The following is a 26,352-nucleotide window of genomic DNA, read 5'->3' on the forward strand; positions in this document are numbered from 1 at the left end:
AAATTAATCGATGAGTTACACAATTAAAATTAGTTTTCACTACTTTTACCCAAGTCATTATTTATTATTCAAATGAAAACTGTTTTATATATATTCATATTTTTAGCCTCTTCGGCTTTAACGCTAAATGCTCAAAACTCTGAAGAAAAAGATAAAAAGGAAATTAATGCTGTCTTAAAAGCGCAAAGAATTGCTTGGTCTAAAGATAACATTGAAAAGTTCATGGAGGGGTATTGGAAAAGTGACTCACTGGCTTTTTACGGTAGTAATGGGGTCGTAAAAGGTTGGGAAAGTACATTAGAGCGTTATAAAAAAGCTTACCCTACTGAGGAGCATACGGGAACTTTAAGTTTTAGAATTAACGAAATTTCTAAAATTACCGATGGTGCTTATTATGTTTTGGGGGAATACCACATAAAAAGAGAGGTAGGTAATGCCGATGGCATCTTTATGTTAGTCTTTAAAAAGATTAATGGAGAATGGAAAATAATAGCCGATACATCTACTTAAATTCATGGCACCATTAGTAAGAATTGCCACTTTAGATGATCTTCCCGTCTTATTAAGTTTTGAACAAGGTATTATAGAAGCTGAACGCCCGTTCGATCCTACAATAAAAGAGGGTAGTATTAATTACTATGATATTGCCGAATTAATAACAAACACGGACTCTGAAGTCTTTGTTGCCGAAATTGAAAATGAAATCGTAGCCTCTGGTTACGTGAAAATTAAACCAGACAGACACTACTTAAAACACATACAACAGGGGTATTTGGGTTTTATGTTTGTTGATAAAACTCATAGAGGGAAACGATTAAACCAGCATATTATAAACGCCCTTTTGAATTGGTGTAGAGCACGACAAATTGATGAAATAAGGTTACATGTGTATCAAGACAACCTGCCTGCTATAAAGGCTTACGAAAAAGCTGGTTTTAAAAAACACATGATAAATATGCGCTTAAACTTAAACGAGATCGATTAAGTTTTCTTTACATAGTCGGTTACTATTACTATAAGTTGTGCACCAACTTTGCCTTCAATGTATTTAGCATTTTCATGATCTAAACGAATGTTCCTTACTGCAGTACCCTGTTTTGCTACCATACTAGATCCTTTTACTTTTAAATCTTTAATTAACACAACAGAATCACCAGCTTTAAGTTGTACACCATTAGAATCTCGGTGAATAATTTTTTCGCTTGGGTCTTTATCTTCACCAGTTGCTCTTGCTAAGGTTAAGGCATCATCGCTCAGATACATCATATCTAATAAATCCTTAGGCCAACCTTCATTTCTTAATCTTTGCAGTAGTCTCCAAGCCATTATTTGCACTGCCACATGCTCACTCCACATACTATCATTTAAACAACGCCAGTGATTAACATCCATTTCTTCTTCTTCATTAATCTGCGACTTGCAAGTGCTACAAACCAATATGTCATTAGCTACATTTTCATTTAGTGATGGAGGAATGGTATATTGACTTAGTTCATGTGTAGCTCCACATAATTCGCACGTATTTCCGCTTCTTTCTATTAAGGTCTGAAGTACACTCATTTTATATTTTTTTGCAATAATACAGCAAATTATAAAGTTTCTCTAAGTTTCTTTGGCATACCTTTAACCACCATATCATAAGAATGATCTATGAGCTCTTTTACCAAACTAGGGGCTAGTCCTCCTTCATTTAAATACAAGGTATTCCAATGCTTTTTACTCATATGGAATCCAGGGCGAATACTATTATATTCTGCACGTAGCTCCTCCGCATAGTCCGGATCACATTTTAAATTGATCCCTGCTTCTCCACTTTCCCATTTTTTTAAAGAAACCAGCGCAAACATTTTACCTAAAACTTTAAACACTAGCGTGTCTTCATCAAAAGGAAAATCTTCTGTTGTACTCTTTTTACTTAAACAGTATGTTCTTATTTGTTCTATGTTCATAATATAAAACTACAGTAAGCGTTCCATTACTTTTTCAGGATGCTTTAATTCAGTGAATCCAAATTGTTTGTATAACCCATGTGCATCCGCGGTTTTTAACATCCAGACTTTGCACGATTTTAGTTCTTCATCTGCAACCACTTTTGCTATTAATTGTTTTGAATAGCCTTGTCCTCTATAATCTTCTAAAATAAACACATCCATTAGATAAGCAAAAACGGTATAATCTGTTGCAATTCTAGCGAACCCAATTTGTTTTTCATTTAAATAAACGCCATAACACAAACAATGTTCAATAGTTCTTTTAACCTCTTCAATAGTTCTTCCTTTTGCCCAGTAAGATGTCTTTAAAAACCCATGAATTATCTCAACTTGAAGTTTACTTTTGTCTTTAGAAATGTCTATCATTCTTTCAACTGTTTTACATCTTTACTTGGTAAAGTTAATGCCGAATAATCTAATTTCCACCCTATAGTTTCAACTATAGATTCTATTAATAAAATGGTTTCTTTCACTTCTGTTTGTGCAATTTGAATGAGTCCGCTATCCGGAATTTTAGCCTCAATATGTTGCTTTGCTTCCTGATGTAAATCTGTTAAATCTGTAGCTTCAAACTTGTTAAACAAGCCATCCGATTTATCGTAATAATTTAAATTAGTCTCAATAGATAGCACTTCAGGTTCTGGAAAATGTTCTAGTTTAATAGTCTTACTTCCTGTATCACTTACTAAATGGATTTTAGACAAATCATAGCCTACATGAGCCTTAGCATTTATGACTACCAGTGCTTTTTTCTTGCTAGAAATAAGTTTTAAAAACTTCTGTTTAACATCTTCATAATGATATATTTCAGCAAAATCGCCTTCAACGGTTATAAACTTACAGACCTTTTTTATCTTGTCTAATAGAATGACCGACTGTGCGTTTACCAACTGCTTTTTCTTAAACGTTTTAAAGACAGTTACTAAGCCTAAAGTAACTAAGGCCGTAATTATAATGGCAAAAAAAGTTTCCATACTATTGAATTATTTGGTACAAAATAGGCTTGCTTGGTGTGGCATCATTTTCAAAAGGTGCAATCATAAGATTTAACAAATACTCGCCATCTTCAACGGTATTTGGCACGTAAATAAATTCCGTTATTGTAGCGTCTAATCTTAACTGTCCTTTGGTATTCCAAAAGGCATTATGTGCTAAGAGTTTGCCTTCGTCTCTTTCTTTATCAACAGATGGTAAATCAATTAACAAATGTTTAATTCCTTTTTCCTTTAAATACTGCGCTGCCTCTTCTAATAAAAATGGAGGATTAGTATTAGAATACCCCTTACTCTTTTTTTCTAACAAATTAGGTAGTGTTCTAATTACAATTGCATCTCTTTTTTTATTCCTTAGTGCCGTTTTTAATTGCTTAGCAGATATAAAAAAATCGTCTCCATCATTCTCCGGAGCTACTGTAACTACTTCCGCAACAAAGAAATAATGCCTTAAGTTTTTATTTACAGAATGAATTTCATTAGTAATGTGCCCTACACATTCTGTATGTGTAATATGTGCATGCGGATTAAAATGAATGTTATTAAAATTTACAACGGCGCCCTCCGAAACCTTTACAATTTCACCTTCAATATTTTCCGGAAAAATCTTGGGGTCATCTACATACCATGCATTTATATTCTTTTTAGACATGTCTATGGCTATAGAAATATCTATAGGTTTAGATACATCTATTTGTATTTTTCTAGAATTGTATTGTATTGTTGCTATCATTTATGCTGAATTTACTTGTGCTGAATTAATTTCAGTATTTCAGTATCTTTTACTTTTATTCCAACAAATCCAAATATAAGTTTTTTAAATCTGGATTCTTAGATTTTATTAAATTCCATTTCCATTCATTTTTCCAATTTTTTATTTGTTTTTCTCTTTTAAAAGCATCTTCATATTTAGCAATCTTTTCAAAATAGACTAAATAATAGGACTTGTATTTTCTTGTAAAAACGGAACCTTTGCCAGAAATGTGTTCTTTAACTCTATTTTTTAAATTACCAGTAGCGCCAACATACAAGACCGTTTTATTTTTATTAGTCAAAATATAAACAAACCCTTCTTTCATGAGTGTTTTGTTAAGAGATTCTGAAACTAGTTCAGAATAAATAATTCCGCAGCAATTCCATCGGCTAAAAACTTGCCTTTTTGAGTTGTTACGAGTTTCCCCATATTATTAAGATTGTCATCGGCAGCTCCAGAAGTAACAGTTAACACACCTTCATCAATGAACTTCTGAGAGGTAGTTTTTAAATGCTTGAGAAATTCGACTCCAAACTCAGTTTCAATCGTATTAAAAGACACGCCCCATATAGTTCTTAAACCTGTCATTATGTACTCGTTAAACATGTCTATTTTTGAAAGTGTTTCTGCAGTACTTGGTAGTTCGTTATTCTGAATTACTTTAATGTACTTTGTATTATTAGACACGTTCCAACTACGTTGGTCACCCAAAAAAGAATGTGCAGACGGCCCAATACCTAAGTACCATTTTCCCTGCCAATAACTTGTATTATGTTTAGAAAAGTAATTAGGTTTACCAAAATTTGAAATCTCGTATTGAATAAATCCTTCTTCTTCTGTTCTTTTGATAAGATGATTAAAATGCTCTAAAGCTAAGGCTTCGTCTAAAGAAGGATACTTCCCTTTCTGAATAAAACTATCTAAAGCCGTTTTTGGTTCAACAGTTAAGGCATAACTAGAAATATGGTTTACTCCAAAACTGAAGGCTATATTCAAATTATCGTTCCATTTTTCTAAAGACATATTGGGGATGCCATAAATTAAATCAATGGTAATATTATCAAAATACTGAGTTGCAAGAGACAAGCACTTTTTGGATTCTTCTGCGCTATGGGCTCGATTCATCATTTTTAAATCGTCTTCAAAAAATGACTGAATACCAATACTTAGTCTATTTACTGGCGATTTTGACAATTCAACAATCTTTTCTAAAGTTAAATCATCTGGATTTGCCTCTAAAGTAATTTCTGGAGTTTCAGTAAGTTCAAAATTAGTGTAGATAACGTCTATCAATAATTGCAATTCATCAATTGTTAATAAGGAAGGGGTGCCTCCCCCAAAATATATGGTTTCAACGGGTTTATGCTGAAGTTCTTCTTTTCGTAATTCAATTTCTTGTATAAGACACTGAATAAGTTCTTCTTTCTTTTTTAAGGATGTTGAAAAATGGAAATCACAATAATGGCAAGCTTGCTTGCAGAAAGGTATGTGAATATATATACCAGCCATTTAAAATTAGCCTATTTTATTGGGGTTTTGTTTCACAAAAGCAGCCCATCCTGAATAACTTTTACCAACCTCTACGCGTCCAGAATTATAAAAGTGGCAAACAGCAGCTGCTAAACCATCGGTAGCATCTAAATTCTTGGGTATGGTTTTTAAGCCTAATAAACTCTGAAGCATTTTAGCTACTTGTTCTTTACTAGCATTTCCATTACCCGTAATAGCCATCTTTATTTTTTTAGGAAGGTACTCTGTAATTGGTATTTGCCTACTTAGTCCTGCGGCCATAGCTACACCCTGAGCTCTTCCTAATTTAAGCATACTCTGCACATTTTTACCAAAAAAAGGCGCTTCAATAGCTATTTCGTCTGGGTGATGGGTGTCTATGAGCTCAATGGTACGCTCAAAAATAAGTTTTAACTTTAGGTAGTGGTCATCGTATTTTTTTAAATCTAATTCATTTAATTGCAAAAACTGCATACGCTTGCCTACAACTTTAATAAGACCAAACCCCATTATAGTTGTACCTGGATCTATTCCTAAAATGATTTTTTCTTCTGCCATTATTGATCACAAAAATAACATCCGCTAAGCGAAATTGAGGTTCCAAAAGTTATAGCTAACACATTACCATTAAACGATCCGAATCCTTCTGATACTGGATTAAAATCTTTCGCAAATCCGTTTACATATGAAACATCTGTAAAGATTGAAAGCGTATCGGATATACCATAATGAAATTGTGCCCCAGCCATTATGTTAAAAAATGAGATTTTGTTTTGGGTATAATTATCTAAAGGCTTTACAAAGGAATAGCCCGGTCCTGCCTGAAAAAACACTCCCATTCTTGGTGGTAAGAAACTAAAAATATCATTAGCATCATATACTAAAAGGGCATTTACTCTAGCATAGTTTACTTTAAACGAAGGCGAATTAGTTTCATTAGAGATTCTATTAAAACTATAATTTAAGCGACCACCAAATTTAGGTTTAAACATATATTGTAATCCTAAATCTACTGTGGGGAAGTTCACGGATTTACCTTTGTAATCCGTAACAAAACCATTTGATGAAGGACTATTAACACCTAAAGCAAATTGTGCTTTAATACGACTAGTTCCATCTTGTGCATTTCCTATTGTAAAACACAGTAAAGCCGTTATCAAACAAAAAAAAGTTTTATTAATTCTAAAACCTGATACCATAACCTAAATATTAACTTTATTTGTAAACATGAATCATCTGCTCCAATACAAAACTAAGCAATTCTTTTTTGTACTTATTAAAGTAAGTATAGTTGTTGGAGCTTTCTATTTTATCTTTAGTAGATTAACGTCAAATACTAATTTAAATTTCTCTGATTTTATTTCTGTTGTAAAACAAAATAATGCGCTTTCCTTAAAAAGCGTGTTTATTTTAACGCTTTTAACCAGCTTTAATTGGGGTTTTGAAATCTTAAAATGGCAATTATTAGTATCCACATTTAAAAAAATCTCTTTTAAAGAGGCTTTAGAGCAAAGTTTAGGATCTTTAACTGCCTCTATTTTTACTCCAAATAGAATTGGCGAGTATGGCGCTAAAGCCATTTACTTTGTTACCGATTACAGAAAAAAAGTTCTTTTGGTTAACTTTTTAGGTAATGTAACACAAATGCTAGTAACAACTGTTTTTGGTCTAATAGGTTTAAGCGTATTACTTATTAATTATGAACTTCCTGTAAACTATTATAACATCTCAATTGTTGCGGTTTCAGTACTAATATTAGCTTTAATAATTATTATTCTAACCAAGAAAACTAACTTTTCAATAAAAGGGTTTTCAATTGAAAAACTTAAACGTTTTGTTATCAATTTTCCCAAAAGAATACTTTCACTAGTTTTAGGGTTATCTATATTGCGATATTTAGTGTTCTCTTTTCAATTTCACCTACTGCTACTCTTTTTTAATATTGAACTTAGTTATTTTACAGCTATGGTTTTTATAACATCAATGTATTTACTATCCTCTATAATTCCATCAATATTTATCTTTGATGTTGTTGTAAAAGGAAGTGTAAGTCTATATTTATTTTCCTTACTACATATTAATGCTTTTACAATTTTAAGTGTTACAACGCTTATGTGGTTTTTCAATTTTGTACTACCAAGTGTTTTTGGCAGCTATTATGTACTTAACTTTAACTTACCTAAAAAAACGGTGTAAAGGTGGTGTTAACAAGCTTTATTATAATTTTAATCTACCTCTTTTTAATAGGAAGTTTTACTATTGGTTTTGATAGGGTAAAAGATTTTACACTAAAAAGTCGTTCTTCGAAAACTACCTTTTCGGTTATAATTCCATTTAGAAATGAAGCTGAACACCTGTCTGAGTTATTAGCATCAATTCTAAAACTTGAGTATCCTAAACATTTGTACGACGTTATTTTTGTTGACGATGCTTCTAATGATGATTCCGTTTCTATAATTGAAAAAACATGTAAGACGCTAAAATCATCTGGATCCGATACATTGAATATTCATATTATTGAAAATAACAGACAAACAAACTCACCAAAAAAGGATGCTATAACTACTGCTGTAAAACATGCCAAAAACGATTGGATAATTACAACTGATGCCGATTGTGTTCTCCCTAAATTCTGGTTAGATAGTTTTGACGAGTACATACAAGAAAATAATGCAACATGCATCGTAGCCCCGGTTACTTATTATAATGTAAACACTTCGTTTAAACGTTTTCAACTTTTAGATATTTTAAGTTTACAAGGTGCTACCATTGGAGGTTTTGGTATTAACAAACCCATTATGTGTAATGGTGCAAATTTTGCCTATGAAAAGGCTCTATTTAATGCTTTAAAGGGTTTTGATGGCAACTCTAATATTGCAAGTGGTGATGATATTTTCTTTCTAGAAAAAGTAAGCAGGAACCACCCAAAGCAACTTCATTATCTTAAATCAGAACATGCTATAGTAACGACAACAACAGAAACATCATGGCGCCATGTTATTGAACAACGTGTCCGTTGGGCATCAAAAGCAAGTCATTATAAAAACTGGTTTAGTAAATTCACTGGACTTGTTGTATTACTAACAAACACGCTGATTATAACCTTAATACTGCTTACGCTTTTGGGTGAATTTCATCCTAAAAGTCTGGTATACGTTTTAGTCATAAAATTTAGTATAGACTTCTTACTTCTTTTTAAAACCGCTAGTTTTTTTAATCAGAAAGAAGCCCTATTAAGTTACCCTTGGGTCTTTATTTTATATCCTTTTTTTAGTGTATATATAGCTTTTTTATCCTTGTTTAAAACCTACAAATGGAAGGATCGAACTTTTAGAAAGTAAAACGGTTAAACTAGTCTACATTAATAACAATAGGTAAGTCAAATTCAGTTTTTACTTGCATCATACGTTTAATAGCCGGATAAATTTTAGGTAAAGAATCTAGACTCCCTATAATTAGCGATTCTAAATTAGGAATTTCTTCTTTCGTTAAGCTGTCCATATCGGCACCCACTAAATCTATAACACCAGTTTCCGAAACTTGAAACTTTAAATTAACGGTATCATTTACATCTTGCGTTACAACAATACCTTCCTCTTCTAATGCGTTAAATATTTGTTTTTTTAAGAAATATTGGAAACAATACATCTTTTCATACTTGCCATCTAAAGAATCGCACATACTAAATGAAGGATAGGTATCTACATCATTCCAGTTAAATGCCTTTAATTCTTCATTTAAGATAGCTTCAGAAGTCGTTTTTTCAACATCAAAATACTTACAAGATGTTAAAGTGATGAAGACAAAAAAAACGAGGGTATACTTCATGAATTAAATACTGTGACTGAAAAGTACGATTTTTTTAACATTTAATCCATCTTCAAAAACTTTTCCTTTTTTAATTCACTTATTCTATGATTTGCCATTTCAACAAAAACGCTTTTAGGGAATTTCTCTGTAAACGTTTCATAAAGTTTAATTCTAGTATCAAAATCTTTGTAATACCTATCTTTGGTAAGTACTAAAAAGAAATGAGCCTGGTCGTTTGAAACATTTTCTTTAACCGCTTTCTTATAAACCTCTAAGGCTTCTTTATGTTTCTTTTGCCTATTTAACACCATCCCTAATTGCATATATTCTTGATCTAAGGGTTCGTCTAAAATTTCTAGAGCTTCGCGAAAGCATTTTTCGGCATTTTCAAAATCTAAATTTCTTTCATAAAGTCTCCCTAGAATAAAAAGATTATTGGTGTTTTTGGGTTGAAATTTTAGAGCTAAAACTTGATGTTCTATAGCCTTTTCATAGGCAATAGTTCTGGCATAGGCATAACTTAATTTCTCATGAATAAACTGTGTAGATTCATTGAGACTAATCAACTTTTCAAACCATACGATTGCCTTCTCATATTGTTTTCTTAAATAATAGTTTTGAGCTTTAAGACTTATGAGCTCCTTATTATTTTCGTAGCTAGACAAACCCACATTTATATATTCGTCTGCTAATGAATTCTTTCCTTTTTTTAAATAGTGTTTTGCTATTCTAAAAATGGCTTTTTGATGTGTATTATCTAGCTCATAGGCATTGAGAAAGCACTTTAGAGCAGTAGAGTCCTTTAGTTGTACCAATGTTACACCCATCTCATATTGGTAATTAGGGTTAGACGTATCTAAGTCAATTAGTTCCTTAAACACTTTAGAAGCTGTATCATACCTTTTCGTCTTATAAAGCAATTTACCATAGTTGTATTTTTCTATGGCGTCTTCTGGTTTATTGGTTAGATGCTTTTCGTAAACAAGTATTGCTGAGTCATAATTACCAATAGCAATATAAGACTTTGCTATTTTGTCATAGACTTTGCTTTGATTGTTGTATTTCATAAAGTGCTCAATGGCTTTAGAGTAGTTACCATGAGCATACAAACTATCAGCAAAATGTAAAACCGAAGACTGAGCTTCGGTTTTAAAATAAATTATACATATTAAAAGAAAAACGTTCTTCATATTTACTTCTTCTTCTTATCGTCATTTACCTGAAAAATAATTGGGCAACTATAAGGCACATTAATCGTTTTACCTTGGTGCTCTCCAGGAATCATTTTTGGTAAACTCTGTATTACTCTTTTAGCCTCTTCAACTAAAGCCGGGTGTGGTGCCCTTGCTCTAACACCAGTGATATTGCCTTCATTGTTTACAATAAAAATCACATTAATTCTTTGTTTACCTTTTAAATTATGTTCGGCAGCAAGCTTGGTATTAAAATTTCTATTGATGTGTTTTGAAACATTTTCTGCAAAACACTGTTTCTGCTCATTTGCACTTAAATCTTCACAGCCTGGAAATGATGGTACCTTGTCTGTTACTCCAAAAGGAATTTTAACATCTTTAAGAATATCAGCAAAAAATGGATCATTTAAACCTTCTTCACTGGTTAAAACCAACAGGTGTTTTAAAGCGGTTTCTTCTTCATTACTAATATTTCCTTGAACTTGTATTTGTTCAAATACAGCTGCTATCTTGTTTTCTAGTTTACTTTTCCATTTAGAGTTTAAGAACTTATTAACCTTATTAATATATTCCTGGTTAAACTCAGAACCTTTTAAGGTCTCTAATAACAAGTTAAGCATGTTTTCTTCATTCTCACTTACATTACCTTGTATCGCAATTTGAGTTTTAACGGCATGTATTTTTTCAAGCAAAGGTGTTTTTTTAGTGTAATTAACTGCAGCTGTATGTTCTAATTCTTTTGAACTTGATGCATAAGCCAACATTCCTATAACCATTGGAATTAATAAGGCATACTTTAATAAATTCGTTTTTTTCGATTTTGATTTTGACAACATAACGATTCGCTTTTTGATTAATGATTGTTTAAAAAATGGATTGATGAATGATATTTTTTGTGTGTTAAAAACCTGTTGTAGGAGGTTTTCGTAATAATCTGCTTTGTTTTGATCTTTAACAGCATGTGCATCGGCAATAAACTCGTGGAGTTCTACCATTCTATTCTGATACATATAAATTAGAGGGTTAAACCAAAGCAGCAATCTTAAAACTTCAAAAAAGAGTAAATCAAAAGAATGGTACTGTTTAACATGAATCATTTCATGTTTAATAATGACGTCCTTTTCTTTGGTATCAATTAACTCTCCTAAAAAGATGTATTTAAAAAATGAAAATGCTGCTGTGCTGTTGCTTAGGCTTACTATCTTATAACCCCTACTTTTTTGTTTAGGATTATTAACTAGTAATTTTAGAATTTTAAAAAACTTAAACAGAAATAGACAAGCAGCTATAACGAAACCTATGTAAAACAGTATCTCAAAAACAGAAGTACTTTTTTCTAGCTCAAATAAGTTAAACTGTATTGGATTTTCAACGGCTTCTTGATTTCCAATAAAGACCTCTGGTAATGTTACAATAAAATCTTTTGAAATGGCATTTTTAAAGCCCTCTATTCTTATAAGAGGAATAAGTAAAGATAGTACTGAAGTTCCCAAAAGATACACTCTATTCCAATTAAAAAAGGTTTCTCTTTTAAGCACAAAATCATATACTAACAAAAAGAATAATTGGAACCCTATGGTTTGAATAATATACTGAAACATGATTACTCTTCTTTTTTATTAATCTCTCTTAATACCGATTCTAGATCTTTTATGTTCATATCGTTTTTCTTAACAAAGAAGGATACCATACTCTTAAAAGAGCCCTGAAAATAATTATCTACAAGCTTATTTATAGATTGATTGCTATAGTCTTGCTTTTCTACAACCGGAAAGTACACATGCCCCTTTCCTTGTTTCTCATAGCCCACAAAACCTTTACTCTCTAAAATTCTTACTATAGTAGACACAGTATTGTATGCTGGTTTAGGGTCTGGGAACAACTCAATTATAGCTTTTACATTAGCTTTTTTTAGTTGCCAAAGTATTTGCATAATATCTTCTTCTGCCTTTGTTAATTGTTTCATTATCGTGCGTTTTTAGTATTCAACTAAGTTCTTAGTTAAGGCAAATATAACTAAAAATTTAGTTTGAACTAATTTTTTAGTTAAAAATGTAACAATTTATCCACTTTAGTGTCTTATTAAAGCAAGCATAACAATTTTTATGATGGATATTTTATTGATAGTAATAGCCGCCTTATTTATGATTCTGGGTATTATTGGTAGTTTTTTGCCAGTACTACCTGGTCCTTTAACCAGTTGGGTAGGTTTATTGATACTACACTTTTCAGATACTGTTCCTATGAACAGATCCTTTTTAATTATAACACTCATTGTAGCCATACTTATTTGGGTATTAGATTACATTATTCCCGCTATGGGCACCAAACGTTTTGGAGGTACAAAGTATGGCATGATAGGTACTACTATAGGTCTTATAGTGGGACTCATTGCTCCAATTCCTTTTGGAATCATAATTGGACCATTTTTAGGAGCTTATATAGGAGAGTTACTAAACAATACCGACTCTAAAACAGCAATAAAAGCTGCTTTTGGCTCTTTTATTGGCTTTATTACTTCAACCTTTATGAAGTTTATAGTTGCGATTATCTACTTGGGTCTATTTGTAGGTATTTTGCTTAAATAAATCACTTAAGTTTATTAAACAGAAGAGCCCTGTGGGTCTCTCACCTCCACAGGGCTGTAAATTGCTATTATCAACAAAAAAAAATTGAGGGATTAATAATTTTTTTTGAAGTGTTGACCTTACAAATATATATATTATAATCAAAATTTAATTGCGGTTTTCCCACAATAAAAGTACGGTTTTTACATACATTACTGTTTATCAACAGGTTATACGAAAAAAAATCTTAAATTTTTTTTAATAAATTTTCGACGAAAAGTAAGAAAAGTAAGTTTTTCTACACAAAACCCTTTTTCCTAGCTTCATTTAAAAGGGTTTCATCTTGACCGTCTTCAACAGAAAAAAGTTCTTTTAATTGCTTCTTTCTTTTCTCTACGGCACTTAGCGAGATGCCAATATGAACTGCTAGGTTCTTGGTTTTAACACCCTGAGATAGCAAATGTAGAATTTTTCTGTTTTTCTCGTCAATAACCATATCACTAGAAATTACTTTTCTAATGTAGCTGTTTACGGTACCGCTATAAAAAGGTGGATTATTTAGCACTGCCTGAAAGGCGCTTGCTAATTCATTAGAAGTTAAATCACTTTTAATTAAAAATCCTTCGGGGTTTATATTCTTAATGATATTGTGAATTCTGTAAGACTCGTTAAACATGGTAAGTACAACAATTTTTGATGTTGGCAATACATCTCTAGCAAATTCTGCCAAATCTTCTCCAGAATTCATTCTACCATCTGATGATGGTGGTAAACTTATGTCTATAAAAAGGACATCATAAGGCGTTTCAGATCTCGATGACTTTCTAATATATTTTAGGGCTTCATCACAATTATTTGCAATGTCAATAAGTAATTCTTGGTTGTCTTTTTTTGTAAATTGTAATGTATTTTGATAACCTTCTATAATCATTGGGTGGTCATCAATCATTAAAATTCTTACTTGGTTGGTGGTCATACGTTTGTTGTTGTTTCTGTAACTGGAACTTCTATTCTTACCTTTGTTCCTACGCCTACTTTAGAGGTAATGTTCAACTCTCCTTTTATTTCTTTTATTCTAGATTTCATGTTTTTTAATCCGATACCAGATCTTGCCCTATTTACCTGAAATCCAGCTCCGTTATCTTTCATTACCAAGCAAATTACATTTTTTTTCAGTTTAAAACTAATATTTACCAAAGAAGCATTGGCATGTTTATAAATATTATTTAAAGTTTCTTGAATGATTCTGTAGATATGAATTTTGTTTTTATTGGGTATTATATCCCAGTTTATAGAATCATCGTGCGTAAACTCAAATTGAAACTTATACGCCGAAGATTGCGTTTCTATTAAAGTTTCTATAATGTCTCTAAATCCTCCACCAGCAACAAAATCTGTGTTTAACTCGTGCGACACTTTTCTAATATCTTCTTCAATAGATTTTAATTCTTCTATGTAGTCGCCACGGGTTTTTACTGCATCTGCACTATTAGCCATATTGAGGCTATCTAAACTTAAACGTGTACCGAAAAGACGCCCTAATACACCATCGTGTAACTCCTCTGAAATACGTCTTTTCTCTAAGGTTCTGGCCTCTTCTATACTATCATTTTGTGATAACATAAGGTTATAAATTTCCTCGTTAGCTTCTTGCTGTTGTTGTACAAATTGTAGTTCTTTATTTTTTATTCGCTGCCTAATCACTAAGTATAATAAAAACGAGGCTATAATTAATACGGTTGAAATAATAAGCAACCACATACGTTCCTTGGCAATTTTTATATTTTCCTTTTCTATTTGATCGGTTTCAAAACGTATTCTGGCAAATTTATTTCTGATTTTTCGCTCTTCATTTTGAATACTATCATTTAATTCTACATATTGTTTTAAATAATCAGTTGCCGTATCTCCTTCTTCAATTTCAGATAACAGTTTAAGTGATTTTAATAAGTCATCATTATAATATTCAGTTGATAAGTCTTTGGCTCTATATGCGTAATACTTAGCTGAATCTTTTACATTAATATAATTATAATATTCCGCCAAGTGTTGATGGATAATTATAGAATTATAATTGTCATTTATACTATCACAAATTTCCAAAGCTCGAATATATAGCCCTGGCAGCTTATCATGTTCTTTGGAAACATAAAGAGTATTAGCATAATTTCCTAAAGCAAGAACAAAAACCTCTGGATAATTAGTTGTTAAATCCGAGTTAGATAAAATCTCTCTATATTTTTCAATTGCAAGTTCATAATTTCCAGCACGTCTATATGCCTTAAGCATATTATTAAGTGTTAACCCTATACTCCTAGTAAAATCACCCTTCAGCCCTCTTTTTAGTCGGAGAGACTTCTCATAGTATTGAATTGCCACATCAAATTGTTCCAATTCATCATAAACAATCCCTAAATTGTTGTATAGAAAAGATTTGTATTTTCTAACATCATTCCTAGAACCCAAAGTTTCGAGCAGTGCTATTGCTTCCACAGAAGTTACTTCACTACCTGTATAGTCCTTTTCATTGCACTGAACCACAGCAATACCATAATAAGTTATTGCTAACTCATACTTTAAACCTTGTTTTTTAAATACTTTTTCAGCTTTATTATAATAGTAAAATGCACTATCGCTCTTTTGGGAATATCTGTAAAACTCTCCAATTTTATAATGCTGATTAGCTATGTTTACGGAATCTACTGGTTTAAGATTTTTTACACTTTTTTTAATAGAGTCAATCATTCTTAAACTTTGTTCATCTTGCCCAGATAAATTATATACTAGGGATAAAAGAAATATAATTAGAAGAACTCGTTTATGTGCCAATCTTGAGAGTTTATATACTTATTTCCAAATTTATTATATTTTTTTTATTGGAATACAATTTCTTTGAAATAAAAAAACCCGTATAAAATACGGGTCTAATATTTATATCTTTAAATATTTAAAGTTTAATCATGTCCATTTCCTCCGGTGAAACGAGTAGTCTGAGCACTTGAATTTGTAAGTACATCATCTTCATTTAAATCTTGCTTAGTACAAGAAGAGAATGTTGCGAATACTACTGCGATAATTAAAGTAATTTTTAGGGCTTTCATATAATTTCGATTTAAGGTTAAACTATTCTATTTTCTTTTTAAAATTTTAATACAACATGTTAACTAAGACTTTGCAAAGCAAAATCCTCGTTGAGGGAAAATGGAATAATTAATTTTTAAAATCAAAATGCACAAAAGCACATAGACTTTAATTTTGAGGGAATGCAACTTTAACAGTTACATTTATAATAAATGGATTAATTAAGTGTTAAAAGACGAGAGGGAAAATGATTTGGGTGTCGCTTAACGGTAGCTAAAATATGTTAAACCGTATTCAAGAGGCAATATAATCGATGAAATGCATTTTTTTAACGACGAAAAACACTTGTGATGTAAATTACTTACAGTGTAGATTTCGTTTTAATTAAACTCGTCTTAACTATCTTAGTCTTAACGTCTTCATTTAAATGCATGTTCTGTAGTCTATGTATTAGCATTTCTGCGGCGTTTGCCCCAATAACCTTAGCATGTTGTCTAATTGTGGTTAATTTTGGAAAGGCATGATACGAATCTCCCTTACTTGCAAACCCAATTACAGACATATCTCTAGGTACTTTTTTACCCAAATTAATTGCAGCATTAATAGCTATAATACCAGAAGAACTGTCTGCAGCTATAACACCATCTATTTCTGGATTCTTTTTTAGGAACGATTTCACCTTCTTTTGGTGGTCATCTTTCTTTTTAATAGATAGGTGTAAGAGCTCCATGTCATGGTTTTCTAAAATAGCTTTAGCATAACCACGTTCTCTAAGCTTACCTACACTAAGCTTGTCTACGTTACTTATAAAGGCAATACGTTTTCGGTTTTCGGCTAACAAGCCTTTTGTAGCTCTATATGTAGCATCAAAATCATCCACAATAACTTTATCGCACATTACATCATGCGCTACTCTATCAAACATTACTATAGGGAGACCTTGGCTAATGGTTCTTCTAAAATGATCTACTTCATTTTTAATCTGAGTTTCTTCGGCAACACATAAAATAAAACCATCTACACTACCATTGGCCAAAATTTGAAGACTCTCCTTTTCTTTTTCTAAAGATTCATTAGAGATACAGGTAATAATATTGTAGCCTAATTTTGTGGCTTCGCGCTCTATACCAAAAAGTACTTTGGCTAAAAAGTGATTTAAAATGTTTGGGATAATTACACCAATAGTCTTTGTCTTATTCTGCTTTAAACTTAGTGCCACTTTATTCGGCTTATAGTTATAAAGCGCTGCCAATTCTTTTACACGTCTTACAGTTTCTTCTCCAATCTCTTCGCTATTATTTAATGCTTTAGAAACCGTTGAAATTGATACGTTTAATTCCTTTGCCAGTTGTTTTAGTGTAACCATACGTTTTAATCCCCAATTAATCTGAAATGCAAGTTACAAAATTCCTTAATGCTATAACCTAATTATACTATTCTTATACTTCATATCTTATTAACAATAAAAATTCTTTTATGATAGAATTTAAACCTTTTACTACCTAAATTGCGCCGTAAAACACAACAAATATCTATTGTAAAGTTTACATTTGTAGGCTTAAAAGAACACCTATTCGGAACAATTTAATAATGGTAACATCAACTCAAAAAACTTCAAATCTTTTAGCATTGCAAAACAAATGGTTTGTAACTGCTTTTTTTCTTTTATTTACAACCATAACTTTTGCTCAAAGAGGTAGTATTACAGGTAAAATTGTAGATAGCGCTACTAATGATGCTATACCCTTTGCAACTGTTGTAATTCTTAACGATTCGGAAGAAACGGTTTCGGGAGCTATTTCTTCAGAAGATGGTTCTTTCGCCATTGGCAATTTAAAGTTTGGCGCGTACAGCGTTAAAGTATCGTTTATAGGTTACCAAACCGTAACAGAAGCTAATGTTATCGTATCTAAAACAGCTTCTAATGTTAATGTTGGTTCTATTTTAATTCAGCCTCAGTTAGAATCTTTAGACGCTGTAACTGTAAAAGCACAAACTAAAACTGCCACAACCAAAATAGATAGAAAAGTATATAATGCTAGTGATTTTGAAACTGCAAAAGGAGGAAATGCCGCAGATGTATTAAACAAACTGCCTTCTATTACTGTAGATCCAACAGGCAACGTCTCTGTAAGAGGTACAAGTGATTTTATGGTCTATTTAAATGGAAAGCCAACAAACATTAAACCTTCGGTTTTGTTAGGCCAAATTCAATCTAACAATATTAGTAAAATAGATGTCATTACCGTACCAACAGCGCGTTATGATGCACAAGGAAAAGGCGGTATTATTAATATCACTACAAAGAAAAATAGTACCCAAGGATTATCTGTTTCTGTTAATGGTCTATTAGGTGGAGCGCCTTGGGCAAACCTAACCGATGTTTATAGTAAACATAAACTAAAAGACGATCGTTATGGTGGCGGATTTAACATTACCTATGGCGCCAAAAACCTTACCGTTTACGGAGGCTTTAACTATAACATGAAAAATGTAAATGGAAAGCGTTCTGGAGAGGCTCGTGTATTTGTAAACGAACCACAGGGCGATTTCTTCCATATGAACGCAAAAAATGGAGAGCGTCCGGAATGGTATGAAAACTACACAGCAAATGCTGGTATTGATTTAGATTTAGCTGATAACAAAAAGCTTTCGTTTTCTTATTTCTACGGCAATAGAAACGAAGGAAGGGCAGCATACTACATTTACAATACCTTTTATGCAGACGCCGACCAATCTAATAAAGACGCCGCTACTGAGCAGTTTATGTACAACCCTAATGTAGATGACAGGTACGGAAAGTACAATACGTTTAACTTAGACTACGCGGTTGAGTTACCAAATAATGCAAGTTTTAAAATGGCCGCGGCCTATGAAACGTCTAAATTAAGTAGAGCTTTAAACAATAAAAATTACTTCTATAACTCAAGAGCCGAGGTGGATAACGATGTGGTAAACGATTATGCCAATGCGTTTCAAGCCGATGATTATTCGTTATCGGACAGTACGCCTTTAAAGGGATTACGTTTTAATACGGATTACGAAAAACAAATTGATGAGAACAGCACCTTTGGAACGGGAGCGCAGATACAATACACCAATATTGAAGGTGCCTTTAAATTCAACAATACCTTAGTAACTAAAGATTTAGACAATACTATTGATTTAACTCGAACTGTTTACGCCGCCTATGCAGACTATACTGCTACTAGAGGAAAGCTAAGCTATATTTTAGGCTTAAGAGCCGAGTATGGTGATCAAACTTTAGAAAACGGCACCACAGATTATGTACCGATTTTTGGAGCAGATTTACAAAAAAAATATACTCAAAATAAATTAGACTTATTCCCTTCGGCACACTTTAGCTATGCTATTAATGATGCTAACAAAATAACACTTGCTGGAAGCAGAAGGATAAACCGTGCTTCTGTAACTAAATTAGCGCCTTTTTTATACCGTAGACATTTTGAGGTTTATGTTGTAGGAGATCCGGAACTAGAATCTGAATATTTAAACAACGCTGAGATAACTTATGAAACTAAAGCAGGTAAAAACACCTTTAGTTTAACAGGATTTTACAGGGGAACGGATAATACGGTGTTTAGAGTAAATACTGTAACAACAACTGTTGAAAACCCAGAGTTAAATGCCATTTTAGGTGAAGATGTATTAATTAGATCGTATACCAATGCAGGAAACTCTACCTCCTTAGGAGCAGAATTAAATATAAATGTTATACCAAGTTCTTGGGCTAAATTCTTTATTGGTGGTTCCTTATACAATTACCAAATTAAAGGTGAAGTATTTGGTTTTGATGTTGACCAAAACAGCACCAACTGGTCCTTAAAAGGCAATGCCAATTTTACAATTTCTGATAAGCTTAGGTTTACCTACGACTTTAGTAGAATTTCTAATACGGTAACATCTCAAGGTCAAAATGATGCCTTTACGGTGTCTAATATTGCCTTAAGTTACCAACCTACCGAGGCTTGGGATATTGCGCTAAGAGGTTTAGATATTTTTGCTCAAAATGACACAGGGTTAGATACGAATGCGTTTAATGCTGCTAACCAGCAAATTTTCTATCAAGAGACGCTTTATGAACGAAACGGACCTGTATTTGAATTAGGTATTACCTACGCCTTAAACATGAAAGGCAAGAAGAAGAAAGCTAAAGATTTCCAAGGAAACAAACACTTTAAGTAAATATAATATCAAACCAAAAGCCCGCAAAAGCGGGCTTTTTTATAACACAGTTAAATGCCTTTAGAGATAAAAATTTAACTGTTAGTTCGCATGATTTCTGAGGCACGAAGAAATTGTATGGAGAACCTCTAAAGCCAAGACTTCTCAATACATTTTTCTCCCATCGGTTAAAAAAAGAGAAGCAGATCTTAAACAATTAGATTTAAACAACTCATTTTCAGCAATATTTTTATCGTACCCAAGTTAATTTACAATAGTAAATTCAAGCTGTTTTTTAAACAACAATTACATAACATTAAATTGATATTTAGTTAACTTTGCAAAGTAACTTAATAAACCCTACGCCTTGCAAAAACCCTTATTAATTATTGATGGTTTTATAAACACCTTAGAAGACTTCAAGGAGTTTTCCTCATTTAAACTTGTGAAATCGGAAAGCTCAAAAAAGTATGGGGTTTTTAAATTCACCTATGTAAACAAGGAGCTCAAAGAAGTTGTACTAAGAATTGAATTAAACATGAAAAACGAAAAGTTGTCATATGGAAAATGGGATGACAACTCTTTGCAAACACTTAAGTTTAAACATTTTTTAAATACTTAGCTACCTCTCTTAATTTCAGTGTATTTAAATTAAAAGGCTACATTTAATATATCACCGGATAACTGCAATACATCAAGCTCCAGCAATTTAGCATCAAAGACCGCATTGTTTAAAGCCGTTTTAGCATTTAAAAGGTTTATCTGCGCTTGACGAAATTCTATTGAGGTTACTTGCCCTAACTTATAACGTTCTTGTGTGCGTTCAAAATTGTTGGTATTAGTCTCCACATTTTTCTTTTGGGCTTCTAAGACAAACAGTGCATTCTTATAAGATTCGTAAGCGTTTTTTAATGTGTTTTCTAAGGTTTCCTCTTGCTGCTGTTTCAATATTTTTTGATTTTCTAAGGCTATTTTAGCATTAGCCACTCTTGTTTTAGTGCTTCCACCATCAAAAAGATTCCAAGACAGATTAATGCCTGCATTTAAACCTGTAGAATTAGATCCTGCCACAAAAGATGTTGCTGGATTAATATTTTTATTCCAACCGTAAGAACTGTTAAGATTTACCTTTGGTAAAAAACTAGACCTGTTAATCTTTATATTAAACTCATTAATAGCAATATTCTTGTCATTTTGATTTAGATTTACATTGCTTTCTAGAGCTTTAACTAACAATGCGTCAAAAGGTTCTAACACGATAAAATCCACTAAGGTTTCAACATTGTAAGCCACGTCTTTATCTACACCTAAAACTATATTTAAATCGCGCTTAGCATTTTGAAAGGATTGTTTCGTAGATATGTAATTTATACTATCGTTATTAACATCCACTTCGGCATTTAATAATTCTAGTTTAGTGGTTTGGCCATATTCGTATTGGTATTTGGCACGTTCTAAACGTTGCTTAGAAACATCTAAAGCTTCTTTTAAATTCGTTGTATTTTCGGAAAGCCTCGCAATTTGAAAATACACTGAAAATAATTGCAAATACATGTTTTCAATAGTTTCTCTGGCTTGTAATTGGGTTAAGTTATAGGTCTGCTTTAATTGTTTGTAATTGTACTTTCTCCCTAAGCCGTCAAATAAGGTATAGTTTAAGTTTAATGACGCATTATAACTCTTAGTTTCAGCGCCGTCTATACTTATTACATTACCGTTTTGCTGCTCAACTTCTTGATTATTTTTACTGTAATTAGCACCCGAACTAGCCGATAATGTTGGTAAATATCCTGTGTTATATAGGCTCGTATTGTTTTTGGCAATTTCAACATTGTTATTAGCAATCTTTACACCGTAGTTGTTTTCTAAGGCTATTTCTAGAGCTTCCTTTTTAGTAAGTACCTCTTGAGCAATAGACTGCTGAATTCCTAATAAAAGGAAAACATATAGTATGGTTTTAGTGCAATTCATCTTCTTCAAATTTTGATTCAATAATAGCGCGTTCCACTTCTTCATTTGTCACTTTCTCTCCTGTTCTCATCCATTTTACAAAGACCTTAACCGAATTTGAGACCGATAGTAATAATGGTAAAAACACAAGTGTTAAAATTGTGGCAATACCTATTCCATACGAAATAGAAACTGCCATTGGCTTTAAAAACTGCGCTTGTCTACTTGTTTCTAAAAGCAAAGGCGCTAGTCCCGCTATGGTAGTTAAAGATGTTAAAAAGATAGCTCTGAATCTAGATTTACCCGCTTGAACCAAAGCTTCATTAAATGGCATTCCTTCGCGCAAATACCCGTTAAATTTTCCAATTAATACAAGTCCGTCATTTACCATAATACCCAACAAGGCTATAATACCTAACCATGATAAAATATTAATCATAAATCCGTGCACAAAATGGCCGAACACAATTCCAATTAAACTAAATGGAATCATTAGCATTAATAGCAGCGGTTGACTATAAGTTCTAAATGTAAATGCGATAACCATATAAATAAGAATGAAGATGATAGGCGCCACAAAATTAACCGAGTTAATTACTTTTGAAGCTTCTCTGTTCTGACCTTCATACATTGCGGACACTGTAGGATATTTAGAGGCAATCTCTGGCATAATTCGATTTTTTATGTCTTCAAGAATATCTGTAGCAGAATCATCTTTAGATTTTAAATCTGCCGTTACTTGTATTTCGCGTTTGCCTTCTAAATGATTTATAGCAACATCGCCACGTTCTATATGATAACTGGCAATTTCAGAGAAGGGCACTCTATTTCCAGAGGGCGTACTGATCCACATATCATCTAAATCTTTAATTGATGAGCGGTTGTCTTTTTTATAGCGCACCCAAACTTTAATTTCATCTTGTCCACGTTGAAAACGCTGTGCTTGGAAACCAAAGAATCCAGAACGTACCTGACTCATAACCGTTTGAAGGTTTAGCCCTAACATATGTGCCTTATCCTTTAACTGGATTTGCACTTCTTTAATTCCTGCTGGATCGTTATCGGAGATATCCTTTAAAATGGAATTCGTAGCTAATTCAGCTTTTAATTCAGTTTTTGCAGCTTTTAGTTCCTCAATATTATTCCCTAATAGGGACACGGCCACAGGGCTTCCTCCAAAGTTTCCGCCAGAGCCAAAGGTTAAACTCTCAACACCATATACTCTTCCAACCTTATTTCTAATCTTATTTGTAACTTCTTGGGATGCCAAATCCCCACGCAACTCCCCTGGTAATAAATTAACCGTTAGTCTTGCATTTGAGGTTCCCGGACCAATACCCTTTATAACATTTTGAACTACAGATTGATTATCAAAATCCTTTTCGTCATATTCACCATTAACCTCCCATACTTTTTCTTCAATTACGGATATTATAGAATCTGTAATCTTTTCATTGGTTCCCTGGGGCATTTTAAGTTCAATAGAAACTCTATCACTGGCTATTCGTGGAAAAAACGAAGTCCCAACAATTCCACCGCCAATAGCACCAATACTAAAAATCATTAAGGCTATTGGTATGGCAAATCCTAAAAACTTATGCTTTAAAAAGAAGCGTAAATAAGGCACATAATATTTGTCTCTAAATCTATTTAAGTATTTGTCGGCACCTTTATTCAGCTTAATAAAGAATGCATTGAGTTTATTAGGTTTTCTATTTTCTCTTTGAAGCGCCTTAGAATGTGCAACGTGAGCTGGAAGAATTACCAAAGCTTCAATCATAGAAACCGATAGGGTTAATATAACTACGGTTGAAACCTCTCCGAAAAACTCTCCTATGCGTCCGTCTAAAAAGAAAAACGTAGAAAAGGCAATCATAGTGGTAAGCAAAGCTGAAACAACCGGAGGCAATACTTCTATTGTACCATCTATAGCGGCCTTGATGGGTGATTTCCCCATTTCGTAATGGTGATAAATGTTTTCGCCAATAACAATACCATCATCAACCAGAATACCAATAACTATAATCATTCCGAAAAGTGATAACACATTAATTGTTACCCCAACTTGAGCTGCTAGTATAAACATTCCAAAGAATGAAATTGGAATACCAAAAGCTACCCAAAATGCTAAGCGCGCATTTAAGAACACCGCCAAAAATAGCAGTACTAATAACACTCCCATTATGGCATTCTCAATTAATAATTGTGTACGTTGGTTTAATGTAATAGATTGATCACTAGAAACATTAAGTTCTACATTATCATACTGCTGATTAAATTTATCTATGTAATTTCTAACATCTGCAGCCGAAACTATTAAATCCTCATTATTGGTATTATTAACCGTAATATTGATGGCCTTTTTGCCATTAAAGAAGATACGCTCTGGTGTTTCAGACCACGTATCCTCTACATCGGCAACATCTTTTAACCTTATAATATTACCGTTGGGTTCTGCTCTTACAATAACGTTGTATAATTCATTGCCATAATAAGATCTGTTTCTTGCTCTAATTAGGTAGTCTTCTTCACTGGTTTTAATATTTCCACCAGTTATTAAGATGTTTGTTCTACTTACCGCATTGGCAACATCTTGAAACGATAAGTTGTATGCTCTTAAATCATTTTCTCTAACCGAAATAGCAATTTCTTCCTCTGGAAATCCGGAGATAGTTACTTGCGAAATTCCAGGAATGCCTCTAATATCATTCTCTATGGTTCTTGCGTATTGTTTTAGTGTTTTTAGAGGTATGTTATCACCACTTAAAGTAAAACTTATGGTAGAACGAATACTTTCAACCTTAGCAATTACTGGCGGCTCCATTCCACTAGGAAATGAAGGCACTCTATCTACAGCATTTTTAACCTCAGCCAAAACAACATCAATGTTCTTTCCTTTTTCAGTTTCGACACTAATTGTAGCTGTATTTTCCTGAGAAATAGACGTTACACGTTCTACCCCCACAATACCTTTTAGATTGTCTTCTATCTTAAGTACAACACCTTCTTCCATCTCTGAGGGTGATGCTCCAGGATAAAACAAATTAATCCTAATTAGCTGGGAATCTACAAGAGGAAAAAAGGAAGAGTTAATAGACTTTGCCCCAATGACTCCAAAAACAATAAATGCAAAAATGAGTACATTAACCGCAACGGGGAATTTTATAAAATATCCTATAAGCTTTTTCATAGTCTATTTTTTACCTTTAAATATTTTCACAGACATACCAGGATATGCCCCTGGGGTTGGTTTGGATAACATAAGCGTTCCATTGTCCACACCTTTAATGACTGCGCTTTCTGCAGAAAAATACACAGGAGTAATTTCTATAAGATCTAGAACAGAATCTTTAACCACATATAGCTGTTTATTATCTACCAATAGTTTTCTTGAAACTTCAATAGCATTATTTTCACTTCTTGCTTGTAAACTAGCTTCTAAATACATGCCTTCTTTTAAGTCTTTGTGAGCAACTTCTATAAAGGCTTTTATGGTTTGTGAAGCGGTATCCACCTTTCCATTTACTCTTACAACTTTGCCCTTGTAAGTTTTGGTTTTTTCAAGATTATGTAAGATCACTTCGTTTCCTTTTTGTAGTAAATCGGCGAACTCTGCATTAACCGATACTTCCATCTCATAAACACTAGGATCAATGAACTCTCCTAATTTTTGTCCGACTCTAACTAAAGATCCTGGTGTTACTAAAGCCTCGGTTAAAACACCCTTAAAAGGCGCTCTTAAATTATATTTACCTAGTTTAACTTCTAAGTTTTTCACATTGTAATAAGCAGTATTAATTCCTCTACCAGAAATAAAATATTTTTCTTTATCGGAATTCATCTTAGGCAATTTAGGCGTAGTACCGTTTAAGTCAAAACTATTGAGGTAATTCTGCCACTTAGCATATTCTTTAGGATAATCTAAGCGAATATCTGGCATTATAGAGGTGATACTATTATAGAAATTACTCTTTTGAGATTGCAAGTTTGCATAAAACTCGTCGCTATTTATTCTAATAATATGCTCGCCTTTGGTGTATACCGATCCTGGTTTAAATTCTTTTGAAGACGGTTTTAATACTCCTTGTACTTCAGCATATAAATCTATTTTGTTTTTAGCTATTAGATTGCCGCTGGTTGTTATTACTATGGGTATTTCTTTATTAACAACCTTATCTACAAAAACCGTTTTAACAACTTTGTTGAATTTTGGCTTTGGCTTCTTTTTATTATCTATCATAGATTTAGCAACAAAAATGGTGCCCGCTATCAACAAAACTCCTAACGCAATTGATATAATTTTCCTCATTTTTTTGATTA

27 protein-coding genes are annotated in these 26,352 nt (G+C 32.6%); 7 read left to right on the forward strand and 20 right to left on the reverse strand.

Going from position 1 to position 26,352, the window contains the following annotated elements; translation table 11 throughout:
* Window positions 1-72 precede the first annotated feature (72 nt).
* Both FUA24_RS21925 and FUA24_RS21930 read left to right on the forward strand, forming a co-directional pair.
* Entirely contained in the window at window positions 73-510 is a 438-nt protein-coding gene (locus FUA24_RS21925; protein ID WP_148545222.1) for a YybH family protein, read from the forward strand.
* A 4-nt stretch (window positions 511-514) separates the two neighbouring features.
* The gene (locus tag FUA24_RS21930) at window positions 515-985 is read left to right on the forward strand and encodes a GNAT family N-acetyltransferase (RefSeq protein WP_148545223.1); all 471 of its coding nucleotides are present in this window, start codon (window positions 515-517) and stop codon (window positions 983-985) included.
* Here the strand turns inward: FUA24_RS21930 and FUA24_RS21935 are convergent.
* The 9 genes from FUA24_RS21935 to FUA24_RS21975 are packed head-to-tail and all read right to left on the reverse strand — an operon-like array spanning window position 982 to window position 6,406.
* Complete coding sequence (locus FUA24_RS21935) at window positions 982-1,560, reverse strand: PhnA domain-containing protein (protein ID WP_148545224.1); 579 nt, start codon at window positions 1,558-1,560, stop codon at window positions 982-984. The genes FUA24_RS21930 and FUA24_RS21935 overlap by 4 nt on opposite strands.
* 29 nt (window positions 1,561-1,589) lie before the next feature.
* The gene (locus tag FUA24_RS21940; protein WP_148545225.1) at window positions 1,590-1,949 is read right to left on the reverse strand and encodes an MmcQ/YjbR family DNA-binding protein; all 360 of its coding nucleotides are present in this window, start codon (window positions 1,947-1,949) and stop codon (window positions 1,590-1,592) included.
* Between the two features lie 9 nt (window positions 1,950-1,958).
* Window positions 1,959-2,357: a GNAT family N-acetyltransferase gene (locus FUA24_RS21945; protein ID WP_148545226.1), complete on the reverse strand. Its 399-nt coding sequence runs from the start codon at window positions 2,355-2,357 to the stop codon at window positions 1,959-1,961.
* Window positions 2,354-2,965 (reverse strand): DUF4230 domain-containing protein, encoded by a 612-nt coding sequence (locus FUA24_RS21950; RefSeq protein WP_148545227.1) that lies wholly within the window; start codon window positions 2,963-2,965, stop codon window positions 2,354-2,356. The genes FUA24_RS21945 and FUA24_RS21950 overlap by 4 nt, the downstream gene beginning before the upstream one ends.
* Window position 2,966: 1 nt before the next feature.
* Entirely contained in the window at window positions 2,967-3,716 is a 750-nt protein-coding gene (locus FUA24_RS21955) for a cyclase family protein (protein WP_148545228.1), read from the reverse strand.
* Window positions 3,717-3,771: 55 nt separating this feature from the next.
* Window positions 3,772-4,107 (reverse strand): GIY-YIG nuclease family protein, encoded by a 336-nt coding sequence (locus tag FUA24_RS21960; protein ID WP_394344237.1) that lies wholly within the window; start codon window positions 4,105-4,107, stop codon window positions 3,772-3,774.
* Entirely contained in the window at window positions 4,089-5,246 is a 1,158-nt protein-coding gene (hemW, locus tag FUA24_RS21965; protein ID WP_148545230.1) for a radical SAM family heme chaperone HemW, read from the reverse strand. The genes FUA24_RS21960 and hemW overlap by 19 nt, the downstream gene beginning before the upstream one ends.
* 6 nt (window positions 5,247-5,252) lie before the next feature.
* The gene (gene ruvC / locus FUA24_RS21970; protein WP_148545231.1) at window positions 5,253-5,804 is read right to left on the reverse strand and encodes a crossover junction endodeoxyribonuclease RuvC; all 552 of its coding nucleotides are present in this window, start codon (window positions 5,802-5,804) and stop codon (window positions 5,253-5,255) included.
* A complete protein-coding gene (locus FUA24_RS21975; protein ID WP_148545232.1) occupies window positions 5,804-6,406 on the reverse strand; it encodes an outer membrane beta-barrel protein in 603 nt (200 codons plus the stop codon). Before FUA24_RS21975 ends, ruvC begins: the two co-directional genes overlap by 1 nt.
* Window positions 6,407-6,473: 67 nt before the next feature.
* Here FUA24_RS21975 and FUA24_RS21980 point away from each other — a divergent pair, with 67 nt between their 5' ends.
* Together FUA24_RS21980 and FUA24_RS21985 are read left to right on the forward strand one after the other, a co-directional pair.
* The gene (locus FUA24_RS21980; protein ID WP_148545233.1) at window positions 6,474-7,442 is read left to right on the forward strand and encodes a lysylphosphatidylglycerol synthase domain-containing protein; all 969 of its coding nucleotides are present in this window, start codon (window positions 6,474-6,476) and stop codon (window positions 7,440-7,442) included.
* Window positions 7,443-7,444: 2 nt separating this feature from the next.
* A complete protein-coding gene (locus FUA24_RS21985; RefSeq protein WP_148545234.1) occupies window positions 7,445-8,587 on the forward strand; it encodes a glycosyltransferase family 2 protein in 1,143 nt (380 codons plus the stop codon).
* A 10-nt stretch (window positions 8,588-8,597) separates the two neighbouring features.
* On the opposite strand, the gene FUA24_RS21990 is transcribed toward FUA24_RS21985, so the two are convergent.
* Genes FUA24_RS21990 through FUA24_RS22005 form a run of 4 tightly spaced genes read right to left on the reverse strand, consistent with a single transcriptional unit; the run spans window position 8,598 to window position 12,215 of the window.
* Window positions 8,598-9,074: a hypothetical protein gene (locus FUA24_RS21990; RefSeq protein WP_148545235.1), complete on the reverse strand. Its 477-nt coding sequence runs from the start codon at window positions 9,072-9,074 to the stop codon at window positions 8,598-8,600.
* 41 nt (window positions 9,075-9,115) lie between these two features.
* Entirely contained in the window at window positions 9,116-10,246 is a 1,131-nt protein-coding gene (locus FUA24_RS21995) for a tetratricopeptide repeat protein (RefSeq protein WP_246147139.1), read from the reverse strand.
* 2 nt (window positions 10,247-10,248) lie between these two features.
* On the reverse strand, window positions 10,249-11,850 hold the full coding sequence (locus FUA24_RS22000) for a M56 family metallopeptidase (RefSeq protein WP_148545236.1): 1,602 nt from the start codon (window positions 11,848-11,850) through the stop codon (window positions 10,249-10,251).
* A 2-nt stretch (window positions 11,851-11,852) separates the two neighbouring features.
* Window positions 11,853-12,215 carry a BlaI/MecI/CopY family transcriptional regulator gene (locus FUA24_RS22005; protein ID WP_148545237.1) on the reverse strand — a complete coding sequence of 121 codons (363 nt, stop codon included), beginning with the start codon at window positions 12,213-12,215 and terminating at the stop codon, window positions 11,853-11,855.
* Window positions 12,216-12,357: 142 nt separating this feature from the next.
* Between FUA24_RS22005 and FUA24_RS22010 the strand changes: the two genes are divergently transcribed.
* Window positions 12,358-12,837 carry a DUF456 domain-containing protein gene (locus tag FUA24_RS22010; protein WP_148545238.1) on the forward strand — a complete coding sequence of 160 codons (480 nt, stop codon included), beginning with the start codon at window positions 12,358-12,360 and terminating at the stop codon, window positions 12,835-12,837.
* Between the two features lie 277 nt (window positions 12,838-13,114).
* Here the strand turns inward: FUA24_RS22010 and FUA24_RS22015 are convergent, their stop codons facing one another.
* The 4 genes from FUA24_RS22015 to FUA24_RS22025 all read right to left on the reverse strand — a co-directional run bounded on the left by FUA24_RS22015 (window position 13,115) and on the right by FUA24_RS22025 (window position 17,263).
* Window positions 13,115-13,792, reverse strand: a complete 678-nt coding sequence (locus FUA24_RS22015) for a response regulator (protein ID WP_246147140.1) — start codon at window positions 13,790-13,792, stop codon at window positions 13,115-13,117.
* On the reverse strand, window positions 13,789-15,561 hold the full coding sequence (locus FUA24_RS22020; protein WP_148545239.1) for a tetratricopeptide repeat-containing sensor histidine kinase: 1,773 nt from the start codon (window positions 15,559-15,561) through the stop codon (window positions 13,789-13,791). Before FUA24_RS22020 ends, FUA24_RS22015 begins: the two co-directional genes overlap by 4 nt.
* Before the next feature lie 209 nt (window positions 15,562-15,770).
* The gene (locus FUA24_RS25285; protein WP_187388363.1) at window positions 15,771-15,917 is read right to left on the reverse strand and encodes a hypothetical protein; all 147 of its coding nucleotides are present in this window, start codon (window positions 15,915-15,917) and stop codon (window positions 15,771-15,773) included.
* A gap of 341 nt (window positions 15,918-16,258) precedes the next feature.
* Window positions 16,259-17,263, reverse strand: a complete 1,005-nt coding sequence (locus tag FUA24_RS22025; RefSeq protein WP_148545240.1) for a LacI family DNA-binding transcriptional regulator — start codon at window positions 17,261-17,263, stop codon at window positions 16,259-16,261.
* A gap of 224 nt (window positions 17,264-17,487) precedes the next feature.
* On the opposite strand from FUA24_RS22025, the gene FUA24_RS22030 reads away from it, so the two are divergent.
* Window positions 17,488-20,103 (forward strand): TonB-dependent receptor, encoded by a 2,616-nt coding sequence (locus FUA24_RS22030; RefSeq protein ID WP_148545241.1) that lies wholly within the window; start codon window positions 17,488-17,490, stop codon window positions 20,101-20,103.
* Window positions 20,104-20,449: 346 nt separating this feature from the next.
* Window positions 20,450-20,704 (forward strand): hypothetical protein, encoded by a 255-nt coding sequence (locus FUA24_RS22035; RefSeq protein ID WP_148545242.1) that lies wholly within the window; start codon window positions 20,450-20,452, stop codon window positions 20,702-20,704.
* Window positions 20,705-20,733: 29 nt separating this feature from the next.
* Here the strand turns inward: FUA24_RS22035 and FUA24_RS22040 are convergent, their stop codons facing one another.
* From FUA24_RS22040 to FUA24_RS22050, 3 genes are read right to left on the reverse strand one after another with little or no spacing between them, the layout of a single operon-like run.
* Window positions 20,734-22,053, reverse strand: coding sequence for a TolC family protein (locus FUA24_RS22040; RefSeq protein WP_148545243.1), 1,320 nt, complete (start codon window positions 22,051-22,053; stop codon window positions 20,734-20,736).
* A complete protein-coding gene (locus tag FUA24_RS22045; protein WP_148545244.1) occupies window positions 22,040-25,222 on the reverse strand; it encodes an efflux RND transporter permease subunit in 3,183 nt (1,060 codons plus the stop codon). Before FUA24_RS22045 ends, FUA24_RS22040 begins: the two co-directional genes overlap by 14 nt.
* Window positions 25,223-25,225: 3 nt before the next feature.
* Window positions 25,226-26,341, reverse strand: a complete 1,116-nt coding sequence (locus tag FUA24_RS22050; protein WP_148545245.1) for an efflux RND transporter periplasmic adaptor subunit — start codon at window positions 26,339-26,341, stop codon at window positions 25,226-25,228.
* Window positions 26,342-26,352 lie beyond the last annotated feature (11 nt).

The organism is Seonamhaeicola marinus, assembly GCF_008085455.1.

Coding starts and splice junctions, on each gene's coding strand:
- FUA24_RS21925 (WP_148545222.1), top strand. CDS start 73: ATGAAAACTGTTTTATATATATTCATATTTTTAGCCTCTTCGGCTTTA.
- FUA24_RS21930 (WP_148545223.1), top strand. CDS start 515: ATGGCACCATTAGTAAGAATTGCCACTTTAGATGATCTTCCCGTCTTA.
- FUA24_RS21935 (WP_148545224.1), bottom strand. CDS start 1,560: ATGAGTGTACTTCAGACCTTAATAGAAAGAAGCGGAAATACGTGCGAA.
- FUA24_RS21940 (WP_148545225.1), bottom strand. CDS start 1,949: ATGAACATAGAACAAATAAGAACATACTGTTTAAGTAAAAAGAGTACA.
- FUA24_RS21945 (WP_148545226.1), bottom strand. CDS start 2,357: ATGATAGACATTTCTAAAGACAAAAGTAAACTTCAAGTTGAGATAATT.
- FUA24_RS21950 (WP_148545227.1), bottom strand. CDS start 2,965: ATGGAAACTTTTTTTGCCATTATAATTACGGCCTTAGTTACTTTAGGC.
- FUA24_RS21955 (WP_148545228.1), bottom strand. CDS start 3,716: ATGATAGCAACAATACAATACAATTCTAGAAAAATACAAATAGATGTA.
- hemW (WP_148545230.1), bottom strand. CDS start 5,246: ATGGCTGGTATATATATTCACATACCTTTCTGCAAGCAAGCTTGCCAT.
- ruvC (WP_148545231.1), bottom strand. CDS start 5,804: ATGGCAGAAGAAAAAATCATTTTAGGAATAGATCCAGGTACAACTATA.
- FUA24_RS21980 (WP_148545233.1), top strand. CDS start 6,474: ATGAATCATCTGCTCCAATACAAAACTAAGCAATTCTTTTTTGTACTT.
- FUA24_RS21990 (WP_148545235.1), bottom strand. CDS start 9,074: ATGAAGTATACCCTCGTTTTTTTTGTCTTCATCACTTTAACATCTTGT.
- FUA24_RS21995 (WP_246147139.1), bottom strand. CDS start 10,246: ATGAAGAACGTTTTTCTTTTAATATGTATAATTTATTTTAAAACCGAA.
- FUA24_RS22000 (WP_148545236.1), bottom strand. CDS start 11,850: ATGTTTCAGTATATTATTCAAACCATAGGGTTCCAATTATTCTTTTTG.
- FUA24_RS22005 (WP_148545237.1), bottom strand. CDS start 12,215: ATGAAACAATTAACAAAGGCAGAAGAAGATATTATGCAAATACTTTGG.
- FUA24_RS22010 (WP_148545238.1), top strand. CDS start 12,358: ATGGATATTTTATTGATAGTAATAGCCGCCTTATTTATGATTCTGGGT.
- FUA24_RS22015 (WP_246147140.1), bottom strand. CDS start 13,792: ATGACCACCAACCAAGTAAGAATTTTAATGATTGATGACCACCCAATG.
- FUA24_RS22020 (WP_148545239.1), bottom strand. CDS start 15,561: ATGATTGACTCTATTAAAAAAAGTGTAAAAAATCTTAAACCAGTAGAT.
- FUA24_RS25285 (WP_187388363.1), bottom strand. CDS start 15,917: ATGAAAGCCCTAAAAATTACTTTAATTATCGCAGTAGTATTCGCAACA.
- FUA24_RS22025 (WP_148545240.1), bottom strand. CDS start 17,263: ATGGTTACACTAAAACAACTGGCAAAGGAATTAAACGTATCAATTTCA.
- FUA24_RS22030 (WP_148545241.1), top strand. CDS start 17,488: ATGGTAACATCAACTCAAAAAACTTCAAATCTTTTAGCATTGCAAAAC.
- FUA24_RS22040 (WP_148545243.1), bottom strand. CDS start 22,053: ATGAATTGCACTAAAACCATACTATATGTTTTCCTTTTATTAGGAATT.
- FUA24_RS22045 (WP_148545244.1), bottom strand. CDS start 25,222: ATGAAAAAGCTTATAGGATATTTTATAAAATTCCCCGTTGCGGTTAAT.
- FUA24_RS22050 (WP_148545245.1), bottom strand. CDS start 26,341: ATGAGGAAAATTATATCAATTGCGTTAGGAGTTTTGTTGATAGCGGGC.